This window comes from Tateyamaria sp. 7Alg 36 (assembly GCF_059882455.1).
Window position 1 is genome coordinate 1,415,075 of the sequence record NZ_CM187613.1, and the last position, 20,044, is coordinate 1,435,118.

Below are 20,044 nucleotides of genomic sequence, written 5' to 3' on the forward strand. Positions count from 1 at the left end.
CTCGCCCTAGGCGAAGCCAGCATTTCCTAAGTGTTCAGGACGGAGGGCGGCGCGTATTTGCGCCGCGCACACCGCCGCAGGACGGCATCACGCCGCGTCGAAAGACACTACTTCGAATTCAAACACCAGATCGCGGCCCGCCAGCGGGTGGTTCGCGTCCAGCGTCACCTTTTCCTCGTCCAGCGCGGTCACTGTGACCGGCATCGGCTGACCCTGCGGGGTCTGCATCTGCAACTGCATGCCGACCTCAAGCTGGATTTCGTCAGGGATCGCCTCGCGCGGGACCGCCTGATGCATTTCAGGATTGATCGGGCCATAGGCGTCGAGGCTGTCGATGGTGACTGTCTTTTTCTCTCCGGCTTCCATACCCGGCAGGGCGACATCCAGCCCTTTGATGATCTGGCCCGACCCGACCACAAATTCCAGCGGCTCGCGCCCTTGCGAACTGTCAAAGGTCGTCCCGTCGGTCAGCGTACCTGTGTAGTGGATACGTACCGTATCTCCGTCCTTGATTTCGGCCATGTCTTATACTCCTTTTCATTCGGGGGGCACCCTGCCTGTTCAGCGCCGATGGGTAAACCCCACCTGCCCCCCTTTTCGTCACCGCGCGCCCGTGCCACTCTGCACGCAAAAAGGAACACGCCCATGCCCGTCACCACATGCATCTTCGACGCATACGGCACCCTTTTCGATGTGGCCGCCGCCGCGCGCCAAGCGGCGGCTGAACCTGATTTCGCCGCCATCAAAGACAGTTGGCCCGCCGTTGCCGAGCTTTGGCGCGCCAAGCAGCTTGGCTATTCTTGGCTACGCGCGATCACTGGTGCCCATACCGATTTCTGGGAGGTAACGCAGAACGCGCTCGACTGGGCACTGGAGAAAACGGGTCATGATGGCGACCCCGCGCTGCGCGAAAGGTTGCTGGCGCTTTACTGGGAACTACAGGCCTATGCCGAAGTGCCGCAGATGCTGCATGACCTGAAAGCCGCCGGACTGAACACAGCCATCCTGTCCAACGGATCGCCCGAAATGCTGGCCGGCGCCGTCCGCTCTGCCGGGATCGAAGACGTGCTAGATGACAGCCTGTCGGTCCAGTCGGTGGGTATTTTCAAACCCGATGCCCGCGTCTACGACCTTGTTGGTCAGCGTTTCGGCTGCGCCAAGGACGAGGTGCTGTTTGTGTCCTCCAACGGGTGGGACGTGGCGGCGGCGGCAGGATATGGGTTTCGCACCGCGTGGGTGAACCGCGCAAGCGAACCGGTGGACCGCCTGCCATGGACACCCGACACGATCCTGCCCGACCTGACGGGCATTCCGGCATTGGCGGGTCTGTAATGGCGCAGTTCACCACTTCTGACGGTTTGCAGCTTTACTACAGCGACGAAGGCGAAGGCCTACCGTTGCTGTGCCTCGCGGGCCTGACCCGCACCAGCGCGGATTTCCAGTATGTGACCCCGCACCTGCCCCCGTGCCGACTGATCAAGATGGACTATCGCGGGCGTGGACAGTCCGATTTTGACCCGAACTGGCAGAACTATACCCTGCCGGTGGAAATCCGCGACGTGATGGAGTTGATGGACCATCTGTCGCTAGCATCCGTCGCGATCCTCGGCACCTCGCGCGGGGGGCTGAACGCCATGGGCCTTGCCAGCATCGCGCCGGAGCGTCTGATCGGGGCGGCGCTGAACGATGTAGGGCCGGAACTCGACCCTGCCGGACTGGGTGGCATCATGACCTATCTGGGCCGAAAACCCGCCGCCCGCACTCATAAAGAGGCTGCCGCGGCCCTGCCGCTGGTGCTGCAAGGGTTCGCCGATGTCCCGCTAGAGCGGTGGCTGCAAGAGGCGCAAACCCATTTCACCCAAACGCCTGACGGGCTGGACATCACCTATGACCCACACCTGCGCGATGCGGTCGAGGCGGGCGGCACCCTGCCCGACCTCTGGCCCTTCTTTGACGCGCTGGCGGGCAAGCCAACCTGCCTGATCCACGGCGCAGGGTCCGACCTTCTGAGCGCACAAACGGCGCAAAAAATGCGCGACCGCCGCCCCGACATGATCTATGCCCGCGTTCCTGATCGCGGCCATATCCCGTTTCTGGATGAACCCGAGGCCGTGGCGGTCCTGCACAAATGGATGGAGGCCATGGCATGAATATCGACATGATCCGCGCCGCAGCACAGCGGCTAAAGGGACACGCGCGGCGCACGCCGCTTTTGAATTCGCCCTTTCTGGACGAGATCGCGGGGCGGCGCGTTTGGGTGAAACCCGAATGCCTGCAACACACGGGCAGTTTCAAATTCCGTGGTGGATGGTCGGCAATCTCGGCGCTGGACCCCGAGGCGCGCAGCAAGGGCGTGATCGCGTTTTCCAGCGGCAACCACGCCCAAGGCGTCGCCTATGCGGCGCGCCAGCACGGGTTGCCTGCCGTCATCATCATGCCCTCGGACGCACCCGCCCTGAAGATCGCCAATACCCGCGCCCTCGGGGCCGAGGTCGTACTGTACGACCGCGCGACCGAGGATCGCGATGCCATCGGCGCACAAACGGCGCAAGAACGCGGCCTGACCTTGATCAAGCCCTTTGACGAACCGCAGGTGATCGCGGGCCAAGGGACGATAGGTCTGGAGATTGCTGCACAAGCCGCCGAACATGGCATAGAGAGCGCACAGGTGCTGGTCTGTTGCGGCGGTGGGGGGCTGACCAGCGGCATCGCCCTCGCGCTGGAAGCCGACGCGCCAAACATGCGCGTCCATCCGGTCGAACCGGAAGGCTTTGACGATGTGGCCAGATCCCTGCGCGCGGGCAAGATTACGCGCAACGCGCAACTGTCGGGCAATATCTGCGACGCGATCATCACACCCGAACCGGGGCAGATAACATTCCCGATCATGCAGCGGCTGTGCGGCGCGGGCCTTGTCGTGTCCGAGGACGAGGCGCTGTACGCCATGGCGCAGGCTTTCCTGCGGCTGAAACTGGTTGCAGAACCCGGTGGTGCGGTGGCGCTGGCGGCGGCCCTGTGTCGCGGTGACGAGATCGAAGGCGACGACGTGATTGTCACAATCTCGGGCGGGAACGTTGATCCCGCGCAGTTCGCCGCGTGCCTGAAGGGGCTGACATGACCGAATTTTCTATCGCCAGTTTCAACGTCAAAAACCTGATCGGAGCGGATCGCGAATACTACCGCTTTCAAAACTACACGCCCGAGGAATACGCGTGGAAAGCCGACTGGCTGGCCGAACAGATCCAGACCATGGATGCGGACATTGTCGGCTTCCAAGAGATTTTCGAGGAAAGCGCCCTGCGAGAGGTCATTGCGCAGGCCGACGCCGAAGGGATTGAGGCGAACGCCGCCCATATCCCCGGCCCGACCAAGCGCTATCGGCGCAAGGCGATCTTTCGCAAACTGGCTTATCGCCCCTACACGGACGCGGCCCTTGCCTTTGCACCCAATGTGAATGACGGTCCCGCAGGACAGCGCAGACCGGGTGTTGCGATCCTGTCGCGCTTTGGCTTTGTCGGGACGCCCGTGGTCATTCAGGACCTGCCCGAACCCATCGACATCGACTTTGGTCCGATGGGCCCCGAAGGCGGCGGGTCGTTCCGCCTGACCCGTCTGAGCCGGCCGATCCTGATGGCGCGTGTGCCGGTCGGGGGCCATGTGGTCAGCGTGTTTAACTGCCATCTGAAGTCCAAGCTGGGCGAATATGTGCGCCCCGCAGATGGCGGCCTGCCGCCCGAGGTCGACCTGACGCAATACGACCCCGTAGGGCGCACCCTTGGCGGCTTGCGCGCCTCCCTGCGCCGCATGACCGAGGCATGGGTGCTGCGCCGCGCCATTGTGGGCGAGTTGCGACAGGGGCGGCCCGTCATGGCGATGGGGGATTTCAATGACGGCGAACATGCGGTCAGTTCCGAGATCATCAGCGGTGAACACCCGTTCAAGAACTACGCATGGATGCTGCGCCACGACGCCGAAACCCCGCGCGACCGGTATAGCGAGGCCGAGGACATCCAGATCCGCGAGAATATCGAGGCCGTGCGTCTGCATTCCGCCGAACGGCAGTTCGTGCGCAAATCGGCGCGCGACATGGTTTACACGGCGGCTTTTGGAGGCAATTACGAAAGCATCGACCAGATTTACATGTCCCGCCATTTCATCGAAAACACGCCGGACAGTATCGGGCAGATGGATTACTTTAGTGTGCTGAACGACCATTTGACGGATGGCAGCCACCCCGAAGCCCCCTATAACAAGCTGGCGTCAGACCACGGGCAAATCATCGCCCATATGCGACTAAAGGACTAAGATATCATGCACATGGCCGATCTGGGCGACGTTCGCCTGCACTATTGTATCGACGGACCCGAAGACGGTGCGCCGGTGGTGTTTGCCAACTCGCTTGGCACCGATTTGCGGCTGTGGGATCCGATCATGCCGTTGCTGCCTGCGGGGTTGCGCGTGCTGCGCTATGACAAGCGGGGCCACGGCCTGTCCAGTTGCCCGACGGGGCCTTATGCGATGGGCGCGCTGGTCAGTGATGCGGAAAAGCTGATGGATATGCACGGGTTCAACGACGCGCTGTTTGTCGGCCTGTCAATTGGCGGGTTGATCGCCCAAGGGTTGGCCGTCAAGCGGCTTGATCTCGTGCGGGCCGTGGTTTTGTCGAACACGGCGGCCAAGATCGGCACCAAGCAGATGTGGGACGACCGCATCGCAAGCGTACAAGAAGACGGCGTCGAAGCACTGGCCGATGGGGTGATGGAACGCTGGTTCTCCAAGGCGTTCTGCGCCAGTACGGATGTCGAGTTGTGGCGCAACATGCTCTCGCGCCAGCCCGATGCGGGTTATGCCGGATGCTGCGCCGCCATTGCTGGCACGGATTTCCTTGCCACCACGGCCAGCTTGCGCCTGCCCACCTTGGGCATCGCAGGGGACGAGGATGGCGCGACGCCCCCCGACCTTGTGCGCGAAACCACCGATCTGGTACCAGGCAGCAAGTTCCACCTGATCCGCCGTGCGGGCCACCTGCCCTGTGTCGAGAAACCCGATGAATTCGCCCGCGTGCTTGGCGATTTCATGCGTGCAACGGGGCATATCTGATCCATGGCAGCCAGTGTTTTCGCATCCCCCCTTCTGGGTCGTCTGTTCAATACCGGAGAGGTCGGGCGCCTGTGGTCCGACAGTGCCGACATCCGCGCCATGCTGCTGGTCGAGGGCGCGCTTGCCAAGGTGCAGGGCGCGCAGGGCATCATCCCCGACCTCAGCGCCGCGTTCATCCATCGCTCCAGCATGGAGGTGCAGATCGACCCTGCCGGATTGGCCGATGCGACGGCCACCAACGGCGTGTGCGTGCCCGCACTTGTCGCCGCCTTCCGCAGCGCGATGGAGGCACCGGAACACGCCCAATATGCCCATTGGGGCGCGACCAGTCAGGATATCATCGACACCGCTTTGATGCTGCGGCTGCGCCAGACACTGGCGGCACAGGAAACCACCCTGCGCACCACACTTAAACGTATGGCTGACGGTGCCAGCACCCATGCCGAAACGTCCATGGCGGCGCGCACCTACGGTCAGCACGCCACCGTCACCTCGTGGGGGGCGATGCTGGCGCAATGGGGCCAACCCCTTGCCGACGCGTTGGAGCGTTTGGAAACCCTGCGCGACACATCGCTGTTTGTCAGCCTGAGCGGCGCGGCGGGCACTGCTTCCGCCCTTGGCCCCGAGGCGGCAGAAACGCGCGCGAAACTGGCCGAGGCGCTGAACCTCAACGATCCCAAACGCAGCTGGCACACAGATCGCGGCCCCGTCCTGCGCATCGCGCAATGGATGGCCGAAGTGGTGGCGACCTGCGCGGCATTGGGGCAAACCCTGATCGGGCTGGTCGGGTCGGACACGGGCGAGGTACGCTTGGGCGGTGCGGGCGCATCCTCGACCATGCCGCAGAAACAGAATCCCGTTGCGCCCTCGGTTCTGGTGGCGCTGAACCACCAGATGACGGGCCTGCGCGCCAGCCTTCAGGCGGCGTCGGCCCATCAATACCAACGCGACGGCGCGGCATGGTTCACCGAATGGATGACCCTGCCCCAGATCGCCCTGTGCACTGCCGCCGCCCTCGACACGCTGGAAAAGCTGAGCGAGAACCTCGCCACCGATGCGGACGCCATGCGCGCCCATGTGGGCGGTCTGGGCCTTGTCCATGCCGAGGCGCTGTCCTTTGCCCTGTGTTCCACCATGTCGCGGCCCGATGCACAGAAACGGGTCAAGGAACTGGTGGCCGAAGCGGTCGCGCAGGATGTGCCACTGGCGCAGGTGGCGCTTGCCGCCTATCCAAACCTGTCCGCCGACCTGTTCACGGCTGACACGCAGATGGGCCTCGCCCCGTCCGACGCACGCGCCTTTGCAGAACGGGTGTCCTCCCTTTGAAGCTGGGGGTCGTCTTTATCCTGCTGACGGTCATGCTGGATGCGATGGGGATCGGGCTGATCATTCCGGTCATGCCCGACCTTATTCAGGAAGTACGCGGCGCGGACATCGGATCGGCGGCCCTGTGGGGCGGCGTGTTGTCCACCACATTCGCGGCCATGCAGTTCCTGTTCGGCCCGATGATCGGGGCCTTGTCCGACCGCTTCGGGCGCAAGGTTGTGCTGTTGACCTCGCTTGGCGTGATGGCCGCCGATTATCTGGTGATGGCGCTGGCGGGATCAATCTGGCTGCTGTTGATCGGGCGGGTTGTCGGCGGGATCACGGCGGCAACGCAATCCACGGCCAACGCCTATATGGCCGACATCTCGAAACCGGCGGACAAGGCGGCAAATTTCGGACTGATCGGCGCGGCCTTCGGGATGGGGTTCGTGTTCGGGCCCATGGTGGGCGGGGTGCTGGCCGAATATGGCACGCGCGCCCCGTTCTATGCCGCCGCCGGACTGGCCGCCGCCAATATGGTGTTCGGGTATTTCGTGCTGAAAGAAACCGTCGATGACCGCATCCGCCGCAGCTTTGAATGGCGGCGTGCGAACCCCTTGGGCGTGTTCCGCTATCTCGCGCGGCTACCGGGGATCGGGCCGTTGCTGGTGGTGTTCTTCATCTATCAGGTCGCGTTCTCGGTCTATCCCGCGATCTGGAGCTTTTATACGCTGGAACGCTTTGACTGGTCGCCAGGCATGCGGGGGTTGTCGCTGGGTCTTTTCGGGATCTCGATGGCCGTGGTACAAGGCGGGCTGATCCGCCCCATCCTGCGCCGCTGGGGAGAGCGCGCATCGGTCATCTACGGGCATATCGGTGATGTCGGCGTGTTCATGATGATCGGCTTTGTCAGTTCCGGCACGTGGCTGATGATATTGACGCCCCTCGCCGCCCTGCCCGCCGTCATCATCCCCGCGCTGCAGGGCATTCTGTCCAAGGCAGTAAACGACAACCAGCAGGGCGAATTGCAGGGCGCGCTGACCTCTGTGTCGGCCCTTGCCATGATCCTGTCGCCGATGATCATGACATATGTATTCTATTCCTTTACCGCGCCGGATGCGCCCGTGTACTTGCCCGGGGCGTCGTTCTTTCTGTCCGCAATTCTTATGGCAGTCGGCTTGATGGTGTTTCTCCGCGCAGGGCGGTTCAACACAGCTGAGTAGCGCGACAACGCATGATCCACGCAAAGCAGCGCGCATGAGAACGATGAGCGGCGCATCTGTCAAGTGCGCGATAGCTTACTCGACCCTGCGACGATCCAACGGCTAGTATTTCAAGGTGCGGCACCGCCCTGCCCTGACCCTGCGCATTTCCGCAGGATGGTATCCGCGCAACATATTGAACCGCTTGTCGATGTATAAGCTGCCTATTGCGCACCTAGGATACGGCGTTTTCCGGAACCCGCACCCAGCCGCACCAGCCACATCGACCGGCAATTTTTCTGCTTCTTGGAAGCGTATTGATAGAGTGAAGGGAATTGTTTCATGGGTGCCTGGAAAGAGCCGAAAAAGAAGATCTTGATTGCCAAGAACGGCAAGAAAGCCAAAACCGCCTTGTACAAAGGGATTTTCCACAAGAACGCGATGCTTAAAAACTGCAAATACAACAATACGTGGAGCGGCAATGGCCGAGGCGTCCTGAAAATCAAGCAACCCGAAGGCGTCTACGAGATCAATATCGGCGTGTCCTACAAGGCAGGCCAGAAGGTCAAAGGCATGTCCAATAACAAGCCCGGTGGCATTCCCGAGGCCTGCAAAATCGACAGCGCATGGGAAGTGCCCGAAATCCGCATTTTCATCAACTCGTTGAAGATGCCTAACCTGCACACTTGCGAGGTGGACGTGTCGCTGAACCGTGTGCGCAATCGCGGATCGAACAAGGATTTCGACCCTTGGGTGATGTTCGATATCGACGTGCGTACCGGACATATGGTTATGGGCAGCTGGACCAGCCACTTAGGCGTTTGTGATCTGCTGACCGCTTCGCAACAGGTAAAAATCCGGTAACGCGGCGAACATACTCATCAGTACGGATCTGTGATTGGACGCGTTCCGCGACCCTGACCACACGGCAAAGACGACAAAACCTGTCGGTTTCGCTCTTGCAGGCGGCACCGACCTGCGCGACGCTTTCGATACAGGGAAACGTCAATCGCGTGCAGGCGCGGCGCAGCAAAGGACCGATATGCAAACCATAAAAGCCGCAGTGGCCCATGAATTCGGTGCCGATCTTGTCGTCGAGGATATCCGCCTCCGCGCGCCCGAAATGGGCGAGGTCGAGGTGACGCTGGACGCGGTGGCGATTTGCCATTCCGACATCACCTATGCCAGTGGCGCATGGGGCGGCAGCCTGCCTGCGGTCTATGGTCACGAGGCTGCGGGCGTGGTCAGCGCCGTAGGACCGCATGTTGTAGGCGTGGCCGTAGGCGACAGCGTTGTCGTGACGTTGATCCGGTCCTGCGGCACGTGCCCGTCTTGCGCGGGGGGCAAACCGACCAATTGTGAAACACCTTACGATGGCGATCACGGACCGATCCGCACGATGGAAGACGGCAAACTGCATCAGGCCATGGCCTGTGGTGCCTTTGCTGAAAAGGTGGTGGTCGATCAAAAACAATTGGTCAAAATCTCGGCCGATATTCCCAAGGACGCGGCCTGCCTGATCGCCTGCGGGGTGATCACTGGCGTCGGGGCCGTGGTGAACGCAGCCAACCTGCGCGCGGGTCAGGATGTGGTGGTAATTGGCGCGGGCGGCGTTGGCCTTAACGCCATTCAGGGCGCACGGATCGCAGGCGCGCGCCGGATTGTGGCTGTCGACATGACCGAGGAAAAGCTCGACGACGCCAAAGCCTTTGGCGCAACCCATGGCGTGCTAGCGACCGGCAAATCCCCCTGGCGTGCCGCGTACAAAGCACTGGGCGGCAAAGGGGCCGATGCGGTGATTGTCACGGTCGGCGCGATCCCCGCCTATGAGCAGGCACCGCGCTATCTGGGCGCGGGCGGCAAGGTCGTGATGGTGGGCATGCCGCATTCCGGCGCGATGGCATCCTATGAGCCTGTGATCCTCGCCGCCCTCGGCCAAGGCATGGTCGGATCCAAAATGGGCGATGTGGTGATCCAGCGGGATATTCCGTGGATGGTGGACCTTTATCTGCAGGGGCGGTTGCAACTGGACAGCCTGATCTCGGGGCGCTGGTCGCTGGACCAAATCAACGAGGCGATTGCGGATACCAAATCCGGCAAGGCCCGCCGCAATGTGATCATGTTCGACCGCTGAGCTTGGGGCTCTGCCCCGTCCCTTCGGGACTCCCCGGGATTTTTTGGAACAGAGAAGGACAGCCGCTGTGAAGTTGCAGGACCTCGACATCATCATATGCGCGCCCCCTGCCCCGGGATGGGGCGGGCGGTACTGGATACTGGTCAAAGTCACCACCGATGACGGCATTGTGGGATGGGGCGAATGCTATGCCTCTTCGGTCGGGCCAGAGGCGATGCGCGTTGTGATCGAGGACGTGTTCGCGCGTCACATGGCCGGCGAGAACCCCGAGAACATCGAGTTGATGTTCCGCCGCGCCTATTCGTCGGGGTTTACGCAGCGCCCCGACCTGACCGTGATTGGCGCATTCTCGGGCTTGGAGATTGCGTGCTGGGATATTCTGGGCAAGGCACGCGGTCGTCCGGTGCATGCCCTGTTGGGCGGGCGTATGAATGACCGCATCCGCGCTTACACCTATCTGTATCCGCTTGAGCATCACGGTCTGGACCTGTTCTGGACCTCGCCGCAGATGGCGGCGGAGTCCGCGCTCGACTGTGTCGAACGCGGCTATACCGCGGTGAAGTTCGACCCCGCGGGCCCCTATACGCTGCGGGGCGGACACATGCCGGGGATGCGCGACATCAGCCAGTCGGTGGCCTTTTGCAAGGCGATCCGCGAGGCGGTCGGGGATCGTGCCGATCTGCTGTTTGGCACCCATGGGCAATTCACAACGGCAGGTGCGATCCGGTTGGGCCGCGCGATCGAACCCTATCAACCACTGTGGTTCGAAGAGCCCGTGCCCCCCGATGCGGTCGAGCAGATGGCGCAGGTGGCGCGCGCCGTGTCCATTCCGGTGGCCACGGGCGAGCGGCTGACCACCAAGGCCGAATTTGCGCCGATCCTGCGCAGTGGCGCGGCGAGTATCCTGCAACCGGCACTGGGCCGTGCGGGCGGAATTTGGGAGACGAAGAAAATCGCCGCCATGGCCGAGGTTTATAACGCGCAGATGGCGCCGCATCTTTATGCTGGACCGATTGAATGGGCGGCCAATATCCAGCTTGCCGCGTCTATCCCGAACATCCTGATGTGCGAGTGTATCGAAACCCCTTTCCATGACCAGCTGATCAAGGGCAGCATCCGCGTCGAAGACGGTTTCATCACGCCGCCGGATGCACCGGGCCTGGGGATCGAAGTGGACGAGGCGCTGGCCCGTGCGCACCCTTACACGGGCGACGGGTTGCATTTGCAGATGCAGGAAGCGCCTTGCGACTATCAGAATGGCAATAATTTCGAAGGCGGCGCGCCCGCACCGCGCGCGGCGGACTAGGCGCTCTGGATCACTTGATAGCTGATGCGCGGGGCGTCGCCTGATGCCACACCGCCCAGTGCAATCGTGCCGCTGCCGGTCAGGGCGACTGTCTGCCGACAGATGTAGAATTCGGGTGCATTGCCGATGACCAGCGTCGTGCCAGCCGAGGAGCTGTCCTTGAACTCCACAATCCCGCCGCGCACCGAGATCGCGGCGTGCACCCGCGACACCCATGCTTCGGGCACGACCAGCCCGCAGGCTTCGGAGCGTCCGATGGTGATCTGGCTGCCTTCGGGAATGTCCTGCGCCCAGTTCATCCACGACAGGCGCACGGTTGTCTTGGCCACCTGCGCCTTGCGCTGGACCTGAAACATGGTGGGCTGTGCGGCAAAACTGGTCACGCCGCCGTCCTCATCGCCGCCTGCCATAAGGGCGAAAATCTCGGTCGGCATATTGATGCCGCGCAACGTGTGTTCACCAATTGACCGAAGCGTGCTGCGGTCGATTGACTTGGTATGGCTGACCAAGGTGCGGCTCATCAGCACCTCGTTTTCCTTGGCCTGGCTGGACAGGCGGGCGGCCACGTTGATCGCATCGCCGAACAGTTCAGTGCCGCGATAAACGACAAGCCCCCAGTGCAGACCCGCGTGCAACGACACCTCGCCCCGTGCGCCATGGGTCATCATATCCCCAGCCGCCTGCACCGCCGCATCGGCGGACTCAAACAGGCACAACACATCGTCGCCTTTGGACCGGACGAATTCGCCGCCATGGATGGTCGCGATTTTCTGCATGCCTTCGACGCATTCGAACACCAGCTTGCTGGCGCGTTCGTCGCCATGGGTCCGATAAAGCGCAGTACTGCCGGAAACGTCAGCCAGCAAAATGGCGCGTTCGACCCTCATCGTACTGCAACCCCCAAACCTTCAATCCTTTCTTGCGAAAGACCTATTTCCGAACCCGACTGGAATATACTGACTTTAAGTAATGTTACCCACGTATCTAGCGCGATAATCGACCAAAAATAAAGAGGGTAGAGCGATCGCGCACAGGCGCAGCCGTATCCGATGGGCGGTACATGCATGTTTGTTTCCGCTTCAGGCGCGGTGCAGGTGGACGGCACTGACGGCGATGTCGGCCTCCATCTCTGCGCCGATGGCCAGAATACCGATGCGGCGCAGTTCGGCGGGGTCAAAGGCCGCGTCGGTCTTTTGCGGTTCCAGATTGGCAAAGGGAATGACCACACGTGTCCATGTCGCGGGGGCCAGAAAATCGGCGCGAAAGGATTGCCATGGCCGCGCAAGCGCCGAGGTTCGAACCCTTAGATCATAGCGCGCGCCGTTGCCAAAAACCTCAAGCACGATGCCGTCATAGCCGCCGGCATCGAACGGTGCGCCGTTATCAAGGTCAAAGGCGATCTGAACAAAGCCGCCGTTGTTTTCCAGCGATACCTGCCCCGTAAGGCGCATGGCGCTGTGGCCTGCGACCTCTTCGCGCCGCGCCTGTCCTTTCGACACGCCCCCCATCACGGTGTCGGCGACATATTCCCAGTCCGGCGAAAGCTGCACCTTGTTCTCCTGCTTATTCCGGTATGGACCTAGCGGGAGGACGCGATTTGCCAAGTGGGCGCGCGATCAATCGGCGCGGACGCCCTTTGGCAGTTAGCCAAGCTTGCGCGCCATCAGCACGGTATGCTGCGCGGTTTCGGGGTCTTCGGCCAGAAAACCGGTCAGGCGCAGGCCGTTTTCCTCAAGACAGGCGGCATAATCCGCAGGCGAAAGTGACGCATGATAAAGCGCCTCGCCCCCTACCGTGCCGCTCACCTCGCCCGCGCTGTCGCCAACCGTCAGCATCAAGGGCCCGCCAACCTTGAGGTGACGCGCCATATCGGCGATGCACTGGCGCTGTTCGTCGGGTTGCAGGTGGAAAAAGCTGTTCCACGCGATGATGCCATCAAACATGCCATCCAGATCAAGGGCGCGCATATCCCCCAGTCGCCAATCACCTTCGGGCCAGCGACCCTTGGCGATGTCGAGCATGGGTTGCGCGAAATCAACGCCTGTGACCTTGAACCCTTCGGCGATGAACCAGCGCGCAATCGGATCGCCCGTACCACAGCCAAGGTCCAGCACATGCGCCCCCGCAGGCAGGCTTGCCGCAAAGCGCGCCAGCCAGCGCGCCTCGAACAGCACGCGCGAGCGTTTGGCGTCATAAGCAGCGGCCTGACGTTCATAGATCTGTTGCGTGTCCTGCGCCGAGGCTTGGGTGTCGGTCATGATGTGCCCTCAAGAATGGTTATGCGCGTCGCCTGCAAATGGCTTAGGGCCGCTCTATAATGGATGATCCGTGCCGCGCCAGTGGGGTGGCGCACAATTCTGGTCGACCGGCGGGGGCCTGCCCCGTCAACCGGCGGTCCAGCCCCCGTCGATAATCATATGCGTCCCCGTCACCATGGCCGAGGCATCGCTGGCCAGAAACTGCACCGCTCCCATGATGTCACTGACCTCGCCCACGCGGGGTAGCTTGATCTTCTCCATGATCCACGCGAACCGTTCGGGATCGTCAAAGGTCGGCTGGCTGAGCGGCGTGCGAATAAAGGTCGGGCAAATCGTGTTGATGCGGATGCCTGCCTTGCCCCATTCGATGGCCATGGCTTTGACCATCCCCTCGACCGCATGTTTGCTGGCGCAATAGACCGCGCGATCGACCCCGCCCACATGGCCCATCTGCGACGAGATATGGATGATCGACCCGCCGCGCCCTGCACGCATCAGCGTGCGCGCAGCGGTCGAAGACAGGAAATACGCTCCCTTCACGTTGATGTCGAAGACCGCATCGTAATCCTCGGGCGTGGTGTCGACGGCGGCGCTGTGGCGTGCCAGCCCTGCCGAATTCACGACAACGTCGAAAGGGGTTTCGAACGCCTTGTCGATGCCCGCAATGTCCGTCTGATCAAGCTGTAACGCCTCGGCGCTGAAACCTGCGTCGCGCATCGCGCCGACGGCATCCTGCAACACGTCCGCCCGACGTGCGGCGCAAACCACATGCGCGCCCGCCTCGGCCAGCGCCACGGCACAGCCCAAACCGATGCCCGAGGACGCGCCCGTGACCAAGGCCCGCTTGCCCGACAGCTCAAGCGAAGGTGTCGAGGGCAGCGCGGTCATACGGCACCCTCTGGCATAGCAGTCGCTGCGCTACATCCTTGATCCATATGCAAATGTCCCGTCCTCTGCCTGCAGTTCAGCGGCAGACCACCATCTATCGCGGCCAAAGGCAAGGCGCAGCGACCTGCCGCCCGCATGGATCAAGAGCTATTGCGCAACGCCTCGGCAGCCTGCGCGATCCCTTGGGCAGAGGGCAGCGTATCGGCATAGGCCCGCCCCGTGGGAATGAAACTGTCCTGCGCGGTGTAGCGGGCAATCTTGCGATGGCCTGCTTCGTACAAGGCGGTCATCACCCCCTCGGCCACGCCACCCGAAGCACGGGTTTCATCCACCACCAGCACCTGCGCGCAGCCCTCAACGGCCCGCATCAGACCGTCCAGCGGCAGCGGCGCGAGCCAGCGCAGGTCCACCACGCGGGCGTCAGGGACTTGCGCTTGAGCCGCCAGATAGCGCCCGTTGCCAAAGGTCACGATGGCAAGCGGGCCGTCCCCTTCGCAGCCGACCTCGCCCCGACCGATCCGCTTGTCCGGCTGGGGGTAGGTGCGCATCCAAGCGCCGTCGCCCGCCGTTGCATCACGCATCGGATAAAGGGCAATCGGTTCGACAAACACGCACAGACGGTTTTCCTCGCGGGCAAGGCGATGGCATTCGCGCAGCATCTGCACCGCGTCGGCCCCGTCGGACGGACAGGCAAGGATCAGCCCCGGAATATCGCGCAGCACGGCCAGCGCGTTGTCATTGTGGAAATGCCCGCCAAAGCCCTTCTGATAACCGAGCCCTGCAATCCGCAGCACCATCGGGTTCGCCCATTGCCCATCCGAGAAGAACGGCAAGGTCGCCGCTTCGCCCCTGATCTGGTCTTCGGCATTGTGCAGATAGGCAAGGAACTGGATTTCGGGCATCGGGATGAACCCGTTATGCGCCATGCCAATGGCCAGCCCGAGGATCGATTGTTCATCCAGCAACGTGTCGATTACCCGCGATGGGCCAAAGCGCGCATGCAGCTTTTGCGTGACGCCATAGACCCCGCCCTTGCGGCCGATATCCTCGCCCATCAGAACGGTTTCGGGATGAGCCAGCATCAGATCCGTCAGCGCCCAGTTGATCAGTTTGGACATGGGCTGGGGCGCGTCCATCTGCGCCATGTCACTGCCAAAGGCGGCGGCGCGGTCGGCCTCGGACGGGCCATTGACCTGCCGGTGCGCGCGGGCGGGCGGAACGATGGCGGACATCACCGCTTCTGCACCGCGCAACGGGGGCGCATCCGCCACACGGGCCGCTTCCTCGCGGGTTCGTTCGAGTGCGCTTTGATAGGTCGACAGGATGTCATCGGCGGGCACACCAAGGGCCATCAGACCAGACGCGGTAAAGATCAGCGGATCGCGCGCCTCGTCCGCCTCGACCTCGGCGCGGGGCAGATAGCTGGTGGCGATATCCGCGCCCGCATGACCATAAAGACGCACGGTCCGCAAATGCAGAACCGCTGGTTTGCGATGCTTGCGCACAAAAGCCGCCGCCTCGGACGCTGCACGATAGGCATCCCACAGATCACACCCGTCGCCGTGGAAATAGGTGACACCCGGACGATGCGACAGGCTGGCCCCGACCCAACCCACAGGGGTCTTGGTCGAAATGCCGATGCCGTTATCCTCGCAAATGAACAGCAAAGGCAAAGGCACGCCCTGCACGCTGGTCCATCCGGCGGCATTGATCGCGCCTTGGGCCGTCGAATGGTTCAGCGACGCATCTCCGAAACTGGCCACCGCAATGCTGTCCGCAGGCAAGATCGCCCCCTCGGGCCGGTTACGCCGCGCCAGCCCGATCCCGTAGGCCGCCCCGACAGCCTTTGGCAGATGGCTGGCAATGGTCGAGGTTTGCGGCGGAATAAAAAGATCGCGGCTGCCCAGCACCTTATGCCGCCCACCACTGGTCGGATCGTCCGCCGCGCAGGCATAGCTGAGCAGCATGTCGCGGCACATATCCTGCCCCTTCTGTGCCGCCCGCGCGACTTGAAAGGCACCGTCCCTGTAGTGCAGGAAACTGATGTCGTCGGGGCGCAGCGCATGCGCCACTGCGGCCATCCCCTCGTGACCGGATGACCCGATCGTGTAAAACCCCTGCCCCGCTTTTTGCATCTCGCGGCTGACAATGTCCAAGGCGCGGGTCAGACACTGATGCTCGAACAGCCGTTGCGACGCTGCCAGATCAAGCCCATGCGGTGCAACCTCCGGCACATCGCCCTGCGCAATGCGGCGCAGGAAACTTTCGTGAACGATTGAAACGCGATCCATGGCGACCTCTGTCGAGAAAAAGATTTAATGCCTCCGGCGGCAGTATTTTCGGCCAAAAGAAACCCCTACCGCCTCTTTTGGCCCGAAATACTGTCGGGGGGTCCGGGGGGCAGACAGCCCACCGGTCCTGCACTCAGAAAAAGGCCTGCAATCCGGTCTGCGCGCGCCCGAGGATCAGGGCGTGAACGTCATGGGTGCCTTCGTACGTGTTTACGGTTTCGAGGTTCATCAGGTGACGCATCACCTGAAATTCGCCGGAAATACCGTTGCCTCCGTGCATGTCGCGGGCTTGGCGCGCGATATCGAGCGCCTTGCCGCAGTTGTTGCGTTTGACGATCGAGATCATTTCAGGCGCGGCCTCTGCCGCGTCCATCAGCCGCCCGACCTGCAAGGAGGCCTGAAGGCCAAGGGCAATTTCGGTCTGCATATCGGCAAGCTTTTTCTGGAACAGCTGTGTCTGTGCCAGCGGCTTGTCGAACTGTTTGCGGTCCAGTCCGTATTGGCGGGCAGCGTGCCAGCAGAATTCGGCCGCGCCCATCGCGCCCCAACTGATGCCATAGCGCGCGCGGTTGAGGCAGCCAAACGGCCCTTTCAGCCCCTGCACATCCGGCAGCAGCGCGTCCTCGCCGACCTCGACATCCTTCATCACGATCTCTCCCGTGATCGAGGCGCGCAAGGACAGCTTTTGTTCGATCTTGGGCGCGGACAGGCCGGTCATGCCCTTTTCAAGGACAAAGCCCCTGATCTTGCCGCCATGTGCCTCGGACTTGGCCCAGACCACAAACACATCAGCAATCGGCGCGTTCGAGATCCACATCTTGGCCCCGTTCAGCACATAGCCCCCATCGGTTTTGCGCGCAGTGGTTTTCATGCCCGCAGGGTCGGAACCGGCATCCGGTTCGGTCAAGCCGAAACAGCCGATCCATTCGCCGCTGGCCAGTTTGGGCAGGTATTTGCGCCGCTGCGCTTCGGAGCCATAGGCATAGATCGGATAGATCACGAGGCTGGATTGAACCGACATCATCGACCGGTAGCCCGAGTCAATCCGCTCGACCTCACGCGCGACCAGACCGTAGGACACGTAAGAGCCGCCAAGCCCGCCATATTCCTCGGGCAGGGTCACGCCGAGCAGCCCCATCTCGCCCATCTCGCGGAAAATCTCGGGGTCTGTGGTTTCGCGGGCAAAGGCGTCCACGATGCGGGGAGCCAGCTTCTCGGCGGCATAGGCAGCGGCCGAGCTTTGGATCATGCGTTCGTCCTCGCTGAGCTGTTGGGACAGGCGGAACGGATCGGCCCAGTCAAAGCTGCCCAGATCGGGGGCGTCTTTGGCTTTCAGGATTTTGCCTTCTGCAGTCATCTTGGTTCTCCTCAAAGGATGGCGGCTGGTGCGCAGTATTGCAGAGATCGCGGCAAAGTTCTAACGATGGCTAATCCTGCAATCCATGAGAAAAACGCATATGTTCGTGCCGCGCCGCTATCTGCCATCAGTCTCTGCCCTGCTGGCATTCGAAGCGGCAGCGCGGTTGGGATCGGCCACCGCCGCCGCGCATGAACTGTCCCTGACGCAAAGCGCGATCAGCCGCCAGATCAGAACGCTGGAGGATCAGATCGGCGTCGCCCTGTTTGCTAAACAGGGGCGCAGTCTGGTGCTGACGCCCATCGGACGCACATATGTGGCGCAGGTGCGCGATGTGCTAAACCGGTTGGGATCCGCCTCGGTCGCGGCGGGGGCAAACCCGCAGGGCGGCGCGTTGAACCTTGCGATCCTGCCCGCCTTCGGGCTGCACTGGCTGGCGCCGCGTCTGGCGGATTTCGCCCATGCCCATCCCGAGGTCACGGTGAACCTGTCAACACGGCTCGCCCCGTTCGACTTTCGCGGCAGCAACTTTGACGCGGCGATCCATTTCGGGCGCAAGGACTGGACGGGGACCGCTTATCTGCCGCTGATGCCGGAAACGGTCATTGCGGTGGGCGCGCCGGATCAGGTGCCCCAGAATGCAGGGCCGGAGGCGTTGCAATCCATGACCCTGCTGCATCTGGACACGCGACCGCGCGCATGGGCACGGTGGTTTGCCGCGCACGGGCTCGCCGCGCCGTCGCAGACCGGCATGGTGTTTGACCAATTTTCCACCATGGCACAGGCAGCGATCCACGGGCTTGGCGTGGCGCTGTTGCCGACCTTTGTGGCCGCGCCGCATCTGGATAGCGGTGCCTTGGTCACCCTGACCGAAGGGTCCGAAAACAGCGTCGGGGATTACTACCTTGTCTGGCCCGCCGACCGCCCTGCGCCGCCGAGCCTACGATCATTCCAACGGTGGATTTCGCAGCAATTGTCGCAAGGCTGACCCAAGCCTGCCGTAATTCCGCCCAACACCTCCCCTACAAGCAGCCTCAGACGATTCCGTCCCGTGATCGGGGCATCCAACCAAAAGGAGCGCAGCCATGAAACGCGCGATTTCGATTTTGGCGACATCCGTCGCCGTTCTGACCGCCTCTGCGGCGGCTGCGGCAGAACACACGATCCTGATCCTGCCGGACGCCTATTTTCCGCAAGTAACCTATCTTGAATCCGGTGACACCGTACGTTTCGTCAACGTGTCAGGTGGTTCAAAGAACATCATTTCCAAGAATGGCTCGTGGGAACTTGGCCCGATTCAGGACCAGCAGGAAGTCACCATGGAGATCATCGAGGGCGTGCAAAAGACGTTCTATGACGCTGATAACAAGACCCCCGAAGGCGAATATGCCATCGAAGGACGCATGACCTTTTCGACCGCACCGCTGCAGTAACTCAGCGCGCGACACCCAGCGGTTCGATCAACTGCGGCCCCGTGGCGCGGTTTGAATTGACCGCTGTATCGACGCGGTGCCAGTGCAACGTATCTTCAGGGGCGGCCCGCATCAGCGTGGCGGCCCCTTTTCCTTTTTCGCCCAACCAAAGGCCCAGATCGTCGGGTTCAAGGATCACTGGCATGCGGTGGTGGATCGCACTCATTGCGTCATTGGCGCCCGTAGTGACAATCGCCACTGTGCGCATGGCGTCCCCCTCTTGCCCCTTGGGTGTCCATGACTGCCAAACTGCGGCAAAGGCAAGCGGCGCGCCATCGCGTCGTGTGATATACCACGGCAATTTTACATCCCCGTCCCGCGTCCATTCGTAAAACCCGCTGGCAACCACCACGGCACGGCGTTCGCGGCAGGCACTGCGAAAGGCTGGCTTTTCCGCCACGGTTTCGGCGCGCGCATTGATCAGCAACGGGCCGTCATTCGGGGCCTTGTACCAATGCGGGATAAACCCCCACCGCATCGCGCCCAACCGGCGCTGCCCACCCTCGGGCGTGTTGATCACATGCACATCGTTTGTCGGGCAGACGTTATAGTTCGGCACTTCCGGCAGCGCGTTATCAGGCGCGGCCCCGAACAATTGGGCCATCGCATCCGTTGGCAAAGTGATAGAGAAACGTCCGCACATGCCCGCAAGCCTAGCCAAAGCCGCACAGCAGCGCAAAGTGGATGTTACGGCTGGGGGGCGACATTTGTGGCACGAGCTGCCGAGGTAC

At 62.3% G+C, this 20,044-nt stretch carries 20 protein-coding genes; 12 read left to right on the forward strand and 8 right to left on the reverse strand.

Annotation, left to right across the window (positions count from 1 at the left end; all coding sequences use genetic code 11):
* Nucleotides 1-87 precede the first annotated feature (87 nt).
* Complete coding sequence (locus tag AC6GQJ_RS06860; RefSeq protein ID WP_500773076.1) at nt 88-522, reverse strand: FKBP-type peptidyl-prolyl cis-trans isomerase; 435 nt, start codon at nt 520-522, stop codon at nt 88-90.
* Between the two features lie 123 nt (nt 523-645).
* Here AC6GQJ_RS06860 and AC6GQJ_RS06865 point away from each other — a divergent pair, with 123 nt between their 5' ends.
* The 10 genes from AC6GQJ_RS06865 to AC6GQJ_RS06910 all read left to right on the forward strand — a co-directional run bounded on the left by AC6GQJ_RS06865 (nt 646) and on the right by AC6GQJ_RS06910 (nt 11,047).
* A complete protein-coding gene (locus tag AC6GQJ_RS06865) occupies nt 646-1,332 on the forward strand; it encodes a haloacid dehalogenase type II (RefSeq protein WP_500773078.1) in 687 nt (228 codons plus the stop codon).
* The gene (locus tag AC6GQJ_RS06870) at nt 1,332-2,150 is read left to right on the forward strand and encodes an alpha/beta fold hydrolase (protein ID WP_500773837.1); all 819 of its coding nucleotides are present in this window, start codon (nt 1,332-1,334) and stop codon (nt 2,148-2,150) included. Before AC6GQJ_RS06865 ends, AC6GQJ_RS06870 begins: the two co-directional genes overlap by 1 nt.
* Nucleotides 2,147-3,118 (forward strand): threonine ammonia-lyase, encoded by a 972-nt coding sequence (locus AC6GQJ_RS06875; protein ID WP_500773080.1) that lies wholly within the window; start codon nt 2,147-2,149, stop codon nt 3,116-3,118. The genes AC6GQJ_RS06870 and AC6GQJ_RS06875 overlap by 4 nt, the downstream gene beginning before the upstream one ends.
* Complete coding sequence (locus AC6GQJ_RS06880; protein ID WP_500773082.1) at nt 3,115-4,305, forward strand: endonuclease/exonuclease/phosphatase family protein; 1,191 nt, start codon at nt 3,115-3,117, stop codon at nt 4,303-4,305. Before AC6GQJ_RS06875 ends, AC6GQJ_RS06880 begins: the two co-directional genes overlap by 4 nt.
* Before the next feature lie 6 nt (nt 4,306-4,311).
* Complete coding sequence (pcaD, locus tag AC6GQJ_RS06885) at nt 4,312-5,100, forward strand: 3-oxoadipate enol-lactonase (RefSeq protein ID WP_500773084.1); 789 nt, start codon at nt 4,312-4,314, stop codon at nt 5,098-5,100.
* A gap of 3 nt (nt 5,101-5,103) precedes the next feature.
* Nucleotides 5,104-6,426 carry a lyase family protein gene (locus tag AC6GQJ_RS06890; protein ID WP_500773086.1) on the forward strand — a complete coding sequence of 441 codons (1,323 nt, stop codon included), beginning with the start codon at nt 5,104-5,106 and terminating at the stop codon, nt 6,424-6,426.
* Nucleotides 6,423-7,628: a TCR/Tet family MFS transporter gene (locus tag AC6GQJ_RS06895; protein ID WP_500773088.1), complete on the forward strand. Its 1,206-nt coding sequence runs from the start codon at nt 6,423-6,425 to the stop codon at nt 7,626-7,628. The genes AC6GQJ_RS06890 and AC6GQJ_RS06895 overlap by 4 nt, the downstream gene beginning before the upstream one ends.
* A gap of 321 nt (nt 7,629-7,949) precedes the next feature.
* A complete protein-coding gene (locus tag AC6GQJ_RS06900) occupies nt 7,950-8,471 on the forward strand; it encodes a hypothetical protein (protein WP_500773090.1) in 522 nt (173 codons plus the stop codon).
* 178 nt (nt 8,472-8,649) lie between these two features.
* On the forward strand, nt 8,650-9,741 hold the full coding sequence (locus AC6GQJ_RS06905) for a Zn-dependent alcohol dehydrogenase (protein WP_500773092.1): 1,092 nt from the start codon (nt 8,650-8,652) through the stop codon (nt 9,739-9,741).
* 67 nt (nt 9,742-9,808) lie between these two features.
* Nucleotides 9,809-11,047, forward strand: coding sequence for a mandelate racemase/muconate lactonizing enzyme family protein (locus tag AC6GQJ_RS06910; protein ID WP_500773094.1), 1,239 nt, complete (start codon nt 9,809-9,811; stop codon nt 11,045-11,047).
* On the opposite strand, the gene AC6GQJ_RS06915 is transcribed toward AC6GQJ_RS06910, so the two are convergent.
* The 6 genes from AC6GQJ_RS06915 to AC6GQJ_RS06940 all read right to left on the reverse strand — a co-directional run bounded on the left by AC6GQJ_RS06915 (nt 11,044) and on the right by AC6GQJ_RS06940 (nt 17,841).
* Nucleotides 11,044-11,934, reverse strand: a complete 891-nt coding sequence (locus tag AC6GQJ_RS06915) for an FHA domain-containing protein (protein WP_500773096.1) — start codon at nt 11,932-11,934, stop codon at nt 11,044-11,046. The genes AC6GQJ_RS06910 and AC6GQJ_RS06915 overlap by 4 nt on opposite strands.
* Before the next feature lie 192 nt (nt 11,935-12,126).
* Nucleotides 12,127-12,597 (reverse strand): CIA30 family protein, encoded by a 471-nt coding sequence (locus tag AC6GQJ_RS06920; protein WP_500773098.1) that lies wholly within the window; start codon nt 12,595-12,597, stop codon nt 12,127-12,129.
* Nucleotides 12,598-12,690: 93 nt separating this feature from the next.
* Entirely contained in the window at nt 12,691-13,305 is a 615-nt protein-coding gene (locus tag AC6GQJ_RS06925) for a class I SAM-dependent DNA methyltransferase (protein ID WP_500773100.1), read from the reverse strand.
* A gap of 126 nt (nt 13,306-13,431) precedes the next feature.
* Complete coding sequence (locus tag AC6GQJ_RS06930) at nt 13,432-14,193, reverse strand: SDR family NAD(P)-dependent oxidoreductase (protein WP_500773102.1); 762 nt, start codon at nt 14,191-14,193, stop codon at nt 13,432-13,434.
* A 140-nt stretch (nt 14,194-14,333) separates the two neighbouring features.
* Entirely contained in the window at nt 14,334-16,484 is a 2,151-nt protein-coding gene (locus AC6GQJ_RS06935) for a thiamine pyrophosphate-dependent enzyme (RefSeq protein ID WP_500773104.1), read from the reverse strand.
* A gap of 133 nt (nt 16,485-16,617) precedes the next feature.
* On the reverse strand, nt 16,618-17,841 hold the full coding sequence (locus AC6GQJ_RS06940; protein ID WP_500773106.1) for an acyl-CoA dehydrogenase: 1,224 nt from the start codon (nt 17,839-17,841) through the stop codon (nt 16,618-16,620).
* A gap of 85 nt (nt 17,842-17,926) precedes the next feature.
* Here AC6GQJ_RS06940 and AC6GQJ_RS06945 point away from each other — a divergent pair, with 85 nt between their 5' ends.
* Nucleotides 17,927-18,829, forward strand: coding sequence for a LysR substrate-binding domain-containing protein (locus AC6GQJ_RS06945; RefSeq protein WP_500773108.1), 903 nt, complete (start codon nt 17,927-17,929; stop codon nt 18,827-18,829).
* Nucleotides 18,830-18,926: 97 nt separating this feature from the next.
* A complete protein-coding gene (locus AC6GQJ_RS06950; RefSeq protein WP_500773110.1) occupies nt 18,927-19,274 on the forward strand; it encodes a hypothetical protein in 348 nt (115 codons plus the stop codon).
* Between the two features lies 1 nt (nt 19,275).
* On the opposite strand, the gene AC6GQJ_RS06955 is transcribed toward AC6GQJ_RS06950, so the two are convergent.
* Nucleotides 19,276-19,956 (reverse strand): SOS response-associated peptidase, encoded by a 681-nt coding sequence (locus tag AC6GQJ_RS06955; protein WP_500773112.1) that lies wholly within the window; start codon nt 19,954-19,956, stop codon nt 19,276-19,278.
* Between the last annotated feature and the right edge of the window lie 88 nt (nt 19,957-20,044).

What these genes read in the sequence shown, in the direction of transcription:
- AC6GQJ_RS06890 (WP_500773086.1), top strand. Translation starts at nt 5,104, where the DNA reads ATGGCAGCCAGTGTTTTCGCATCCCCCCTTCTGGGTCGTCTGTTCAAT.
- AC6GQJ_RS06900 (WP_500773090.1), top strand. Translation starts at nt 7,950, where the DNA reads ATGGGTGCCTGGAAAGAGCCGAAAAAGAAGATCTTGATTGCCAAGAAC.
- AC6GQJ_RS06945 (WP_500773108.1), top strand. Translation starts at nt 17,927, where the DNA reads ATGAGAAAAACGCATATGTTCGTGCCGCGCCGCTATCTGCCATCAGTC.
- AC6GQJ_RS06925 (WP_500773100.1), bottom strand. Translation starts at nt 13,305, where the DNA reads ATGACCGACACCCAAGCCTCGGCGCAGGACACGCAACAGATCTATGAA.
- AC6GQJ_RS06905 (WP_500773092.1), top strand. Translation starts at nt 8,650, where the DNA reads ATGCAAACCATAAAAGCCGCAGTGGCCCATGAATTCGGTGCCGATCTT.
- AC6GQJ_RS06955 (WP_500773112.1), bottom strand. Translation starts at nt 19,956, where the DNA reads ATGTGCGGACGTTTCTCTATCACTTTGCCAACGGATGCGATGGCCCAA.
- AC6GQJ_RS06935 (WP_500773104.1), bottom strand. Translation starts at nt 16,484, where the DNA reads ATGGATCGCGTTTCAATCGTTCACGAAAGTTTCCTGCGCCGCATTGCG.
- AC6GQJ_RS06940 (WP_500773106.1), bottom strand. Translation starts at nt 17,841, where the DNA reads ATGACTGCAGAAGGCAAAATCCTGAAAGCCAAAGACGCCCCCGATCTG.
- AC6GQJ_RS06930 (WP_500773102.1), bottom strand. Translation starts at nt 14,193, where the DNA reads ATGACCGCGCTGCCCTCGACACCTTCGCTTGAGCTGTCGGGCAAGCGG.
- AC6GQJ_RS06860 (WP_500773076.1), bottom strand. Translation starts at nt 522, where the DNA reads ATGGCCGAAATCAAGGACGGAGATACGGTACGTATCCACTACACAGGT.
- AC6GQJ_RS06875 (WP_500773080.1), top strand. Translation starts at nt 2,147, where the DNA reads ATGAATATCGACATGATCCGCGCCGCAGCACAGCGGCTAAAGGGACAC.
- AC6GQJ_RS06870 (WP_500773837.1), top strand. Translation starts at nt 1,332, where the DNA reads ATGGCGCAGTTCACCACTTCTGACGGTTTGCAGCTTTACTACAGCGAC.
- AC6GQJ_RS06880 (WP_500773082.1), top strand. Translation starts at nt 3,115, where the DNA reads ATGACCGAATTTTCTATCGCCAGTTTCAACGTCAAAAACCTGATCGGA.
- pcaD (WP_500773084.1), top strand. Translation starts at nt 4,312, where the DNA reads ATGCACATGGCCGATCTGGGCGACGTTCGCCTGCACTATTGTATCGAC.
- AC6GQJ_RS06865 (WP_500773078.1), top strand. Translation starts at nt 646, where the DNA reads ATGCCCGTCACCACATGCATCTTCGACGCATACGGCACCCTTTTCGAT.
- AC6GQJ_RS06915 (WP_500773096.1), bottom strand. Translation starts at nt 11,934, where the DNA reads ATGAGGGTCGAACGCGCCATTTTGCTGGCTGACGTTTCCGGCAGTACT.
- AC6GQJ_RS06950 (WP_500773110.1), top strand. Translation starts at nt 18,927, where the DNA reads ATGAAACGCGCGATTTCGATTTTGGCGACATCCGTCGCCGTTCTGACC.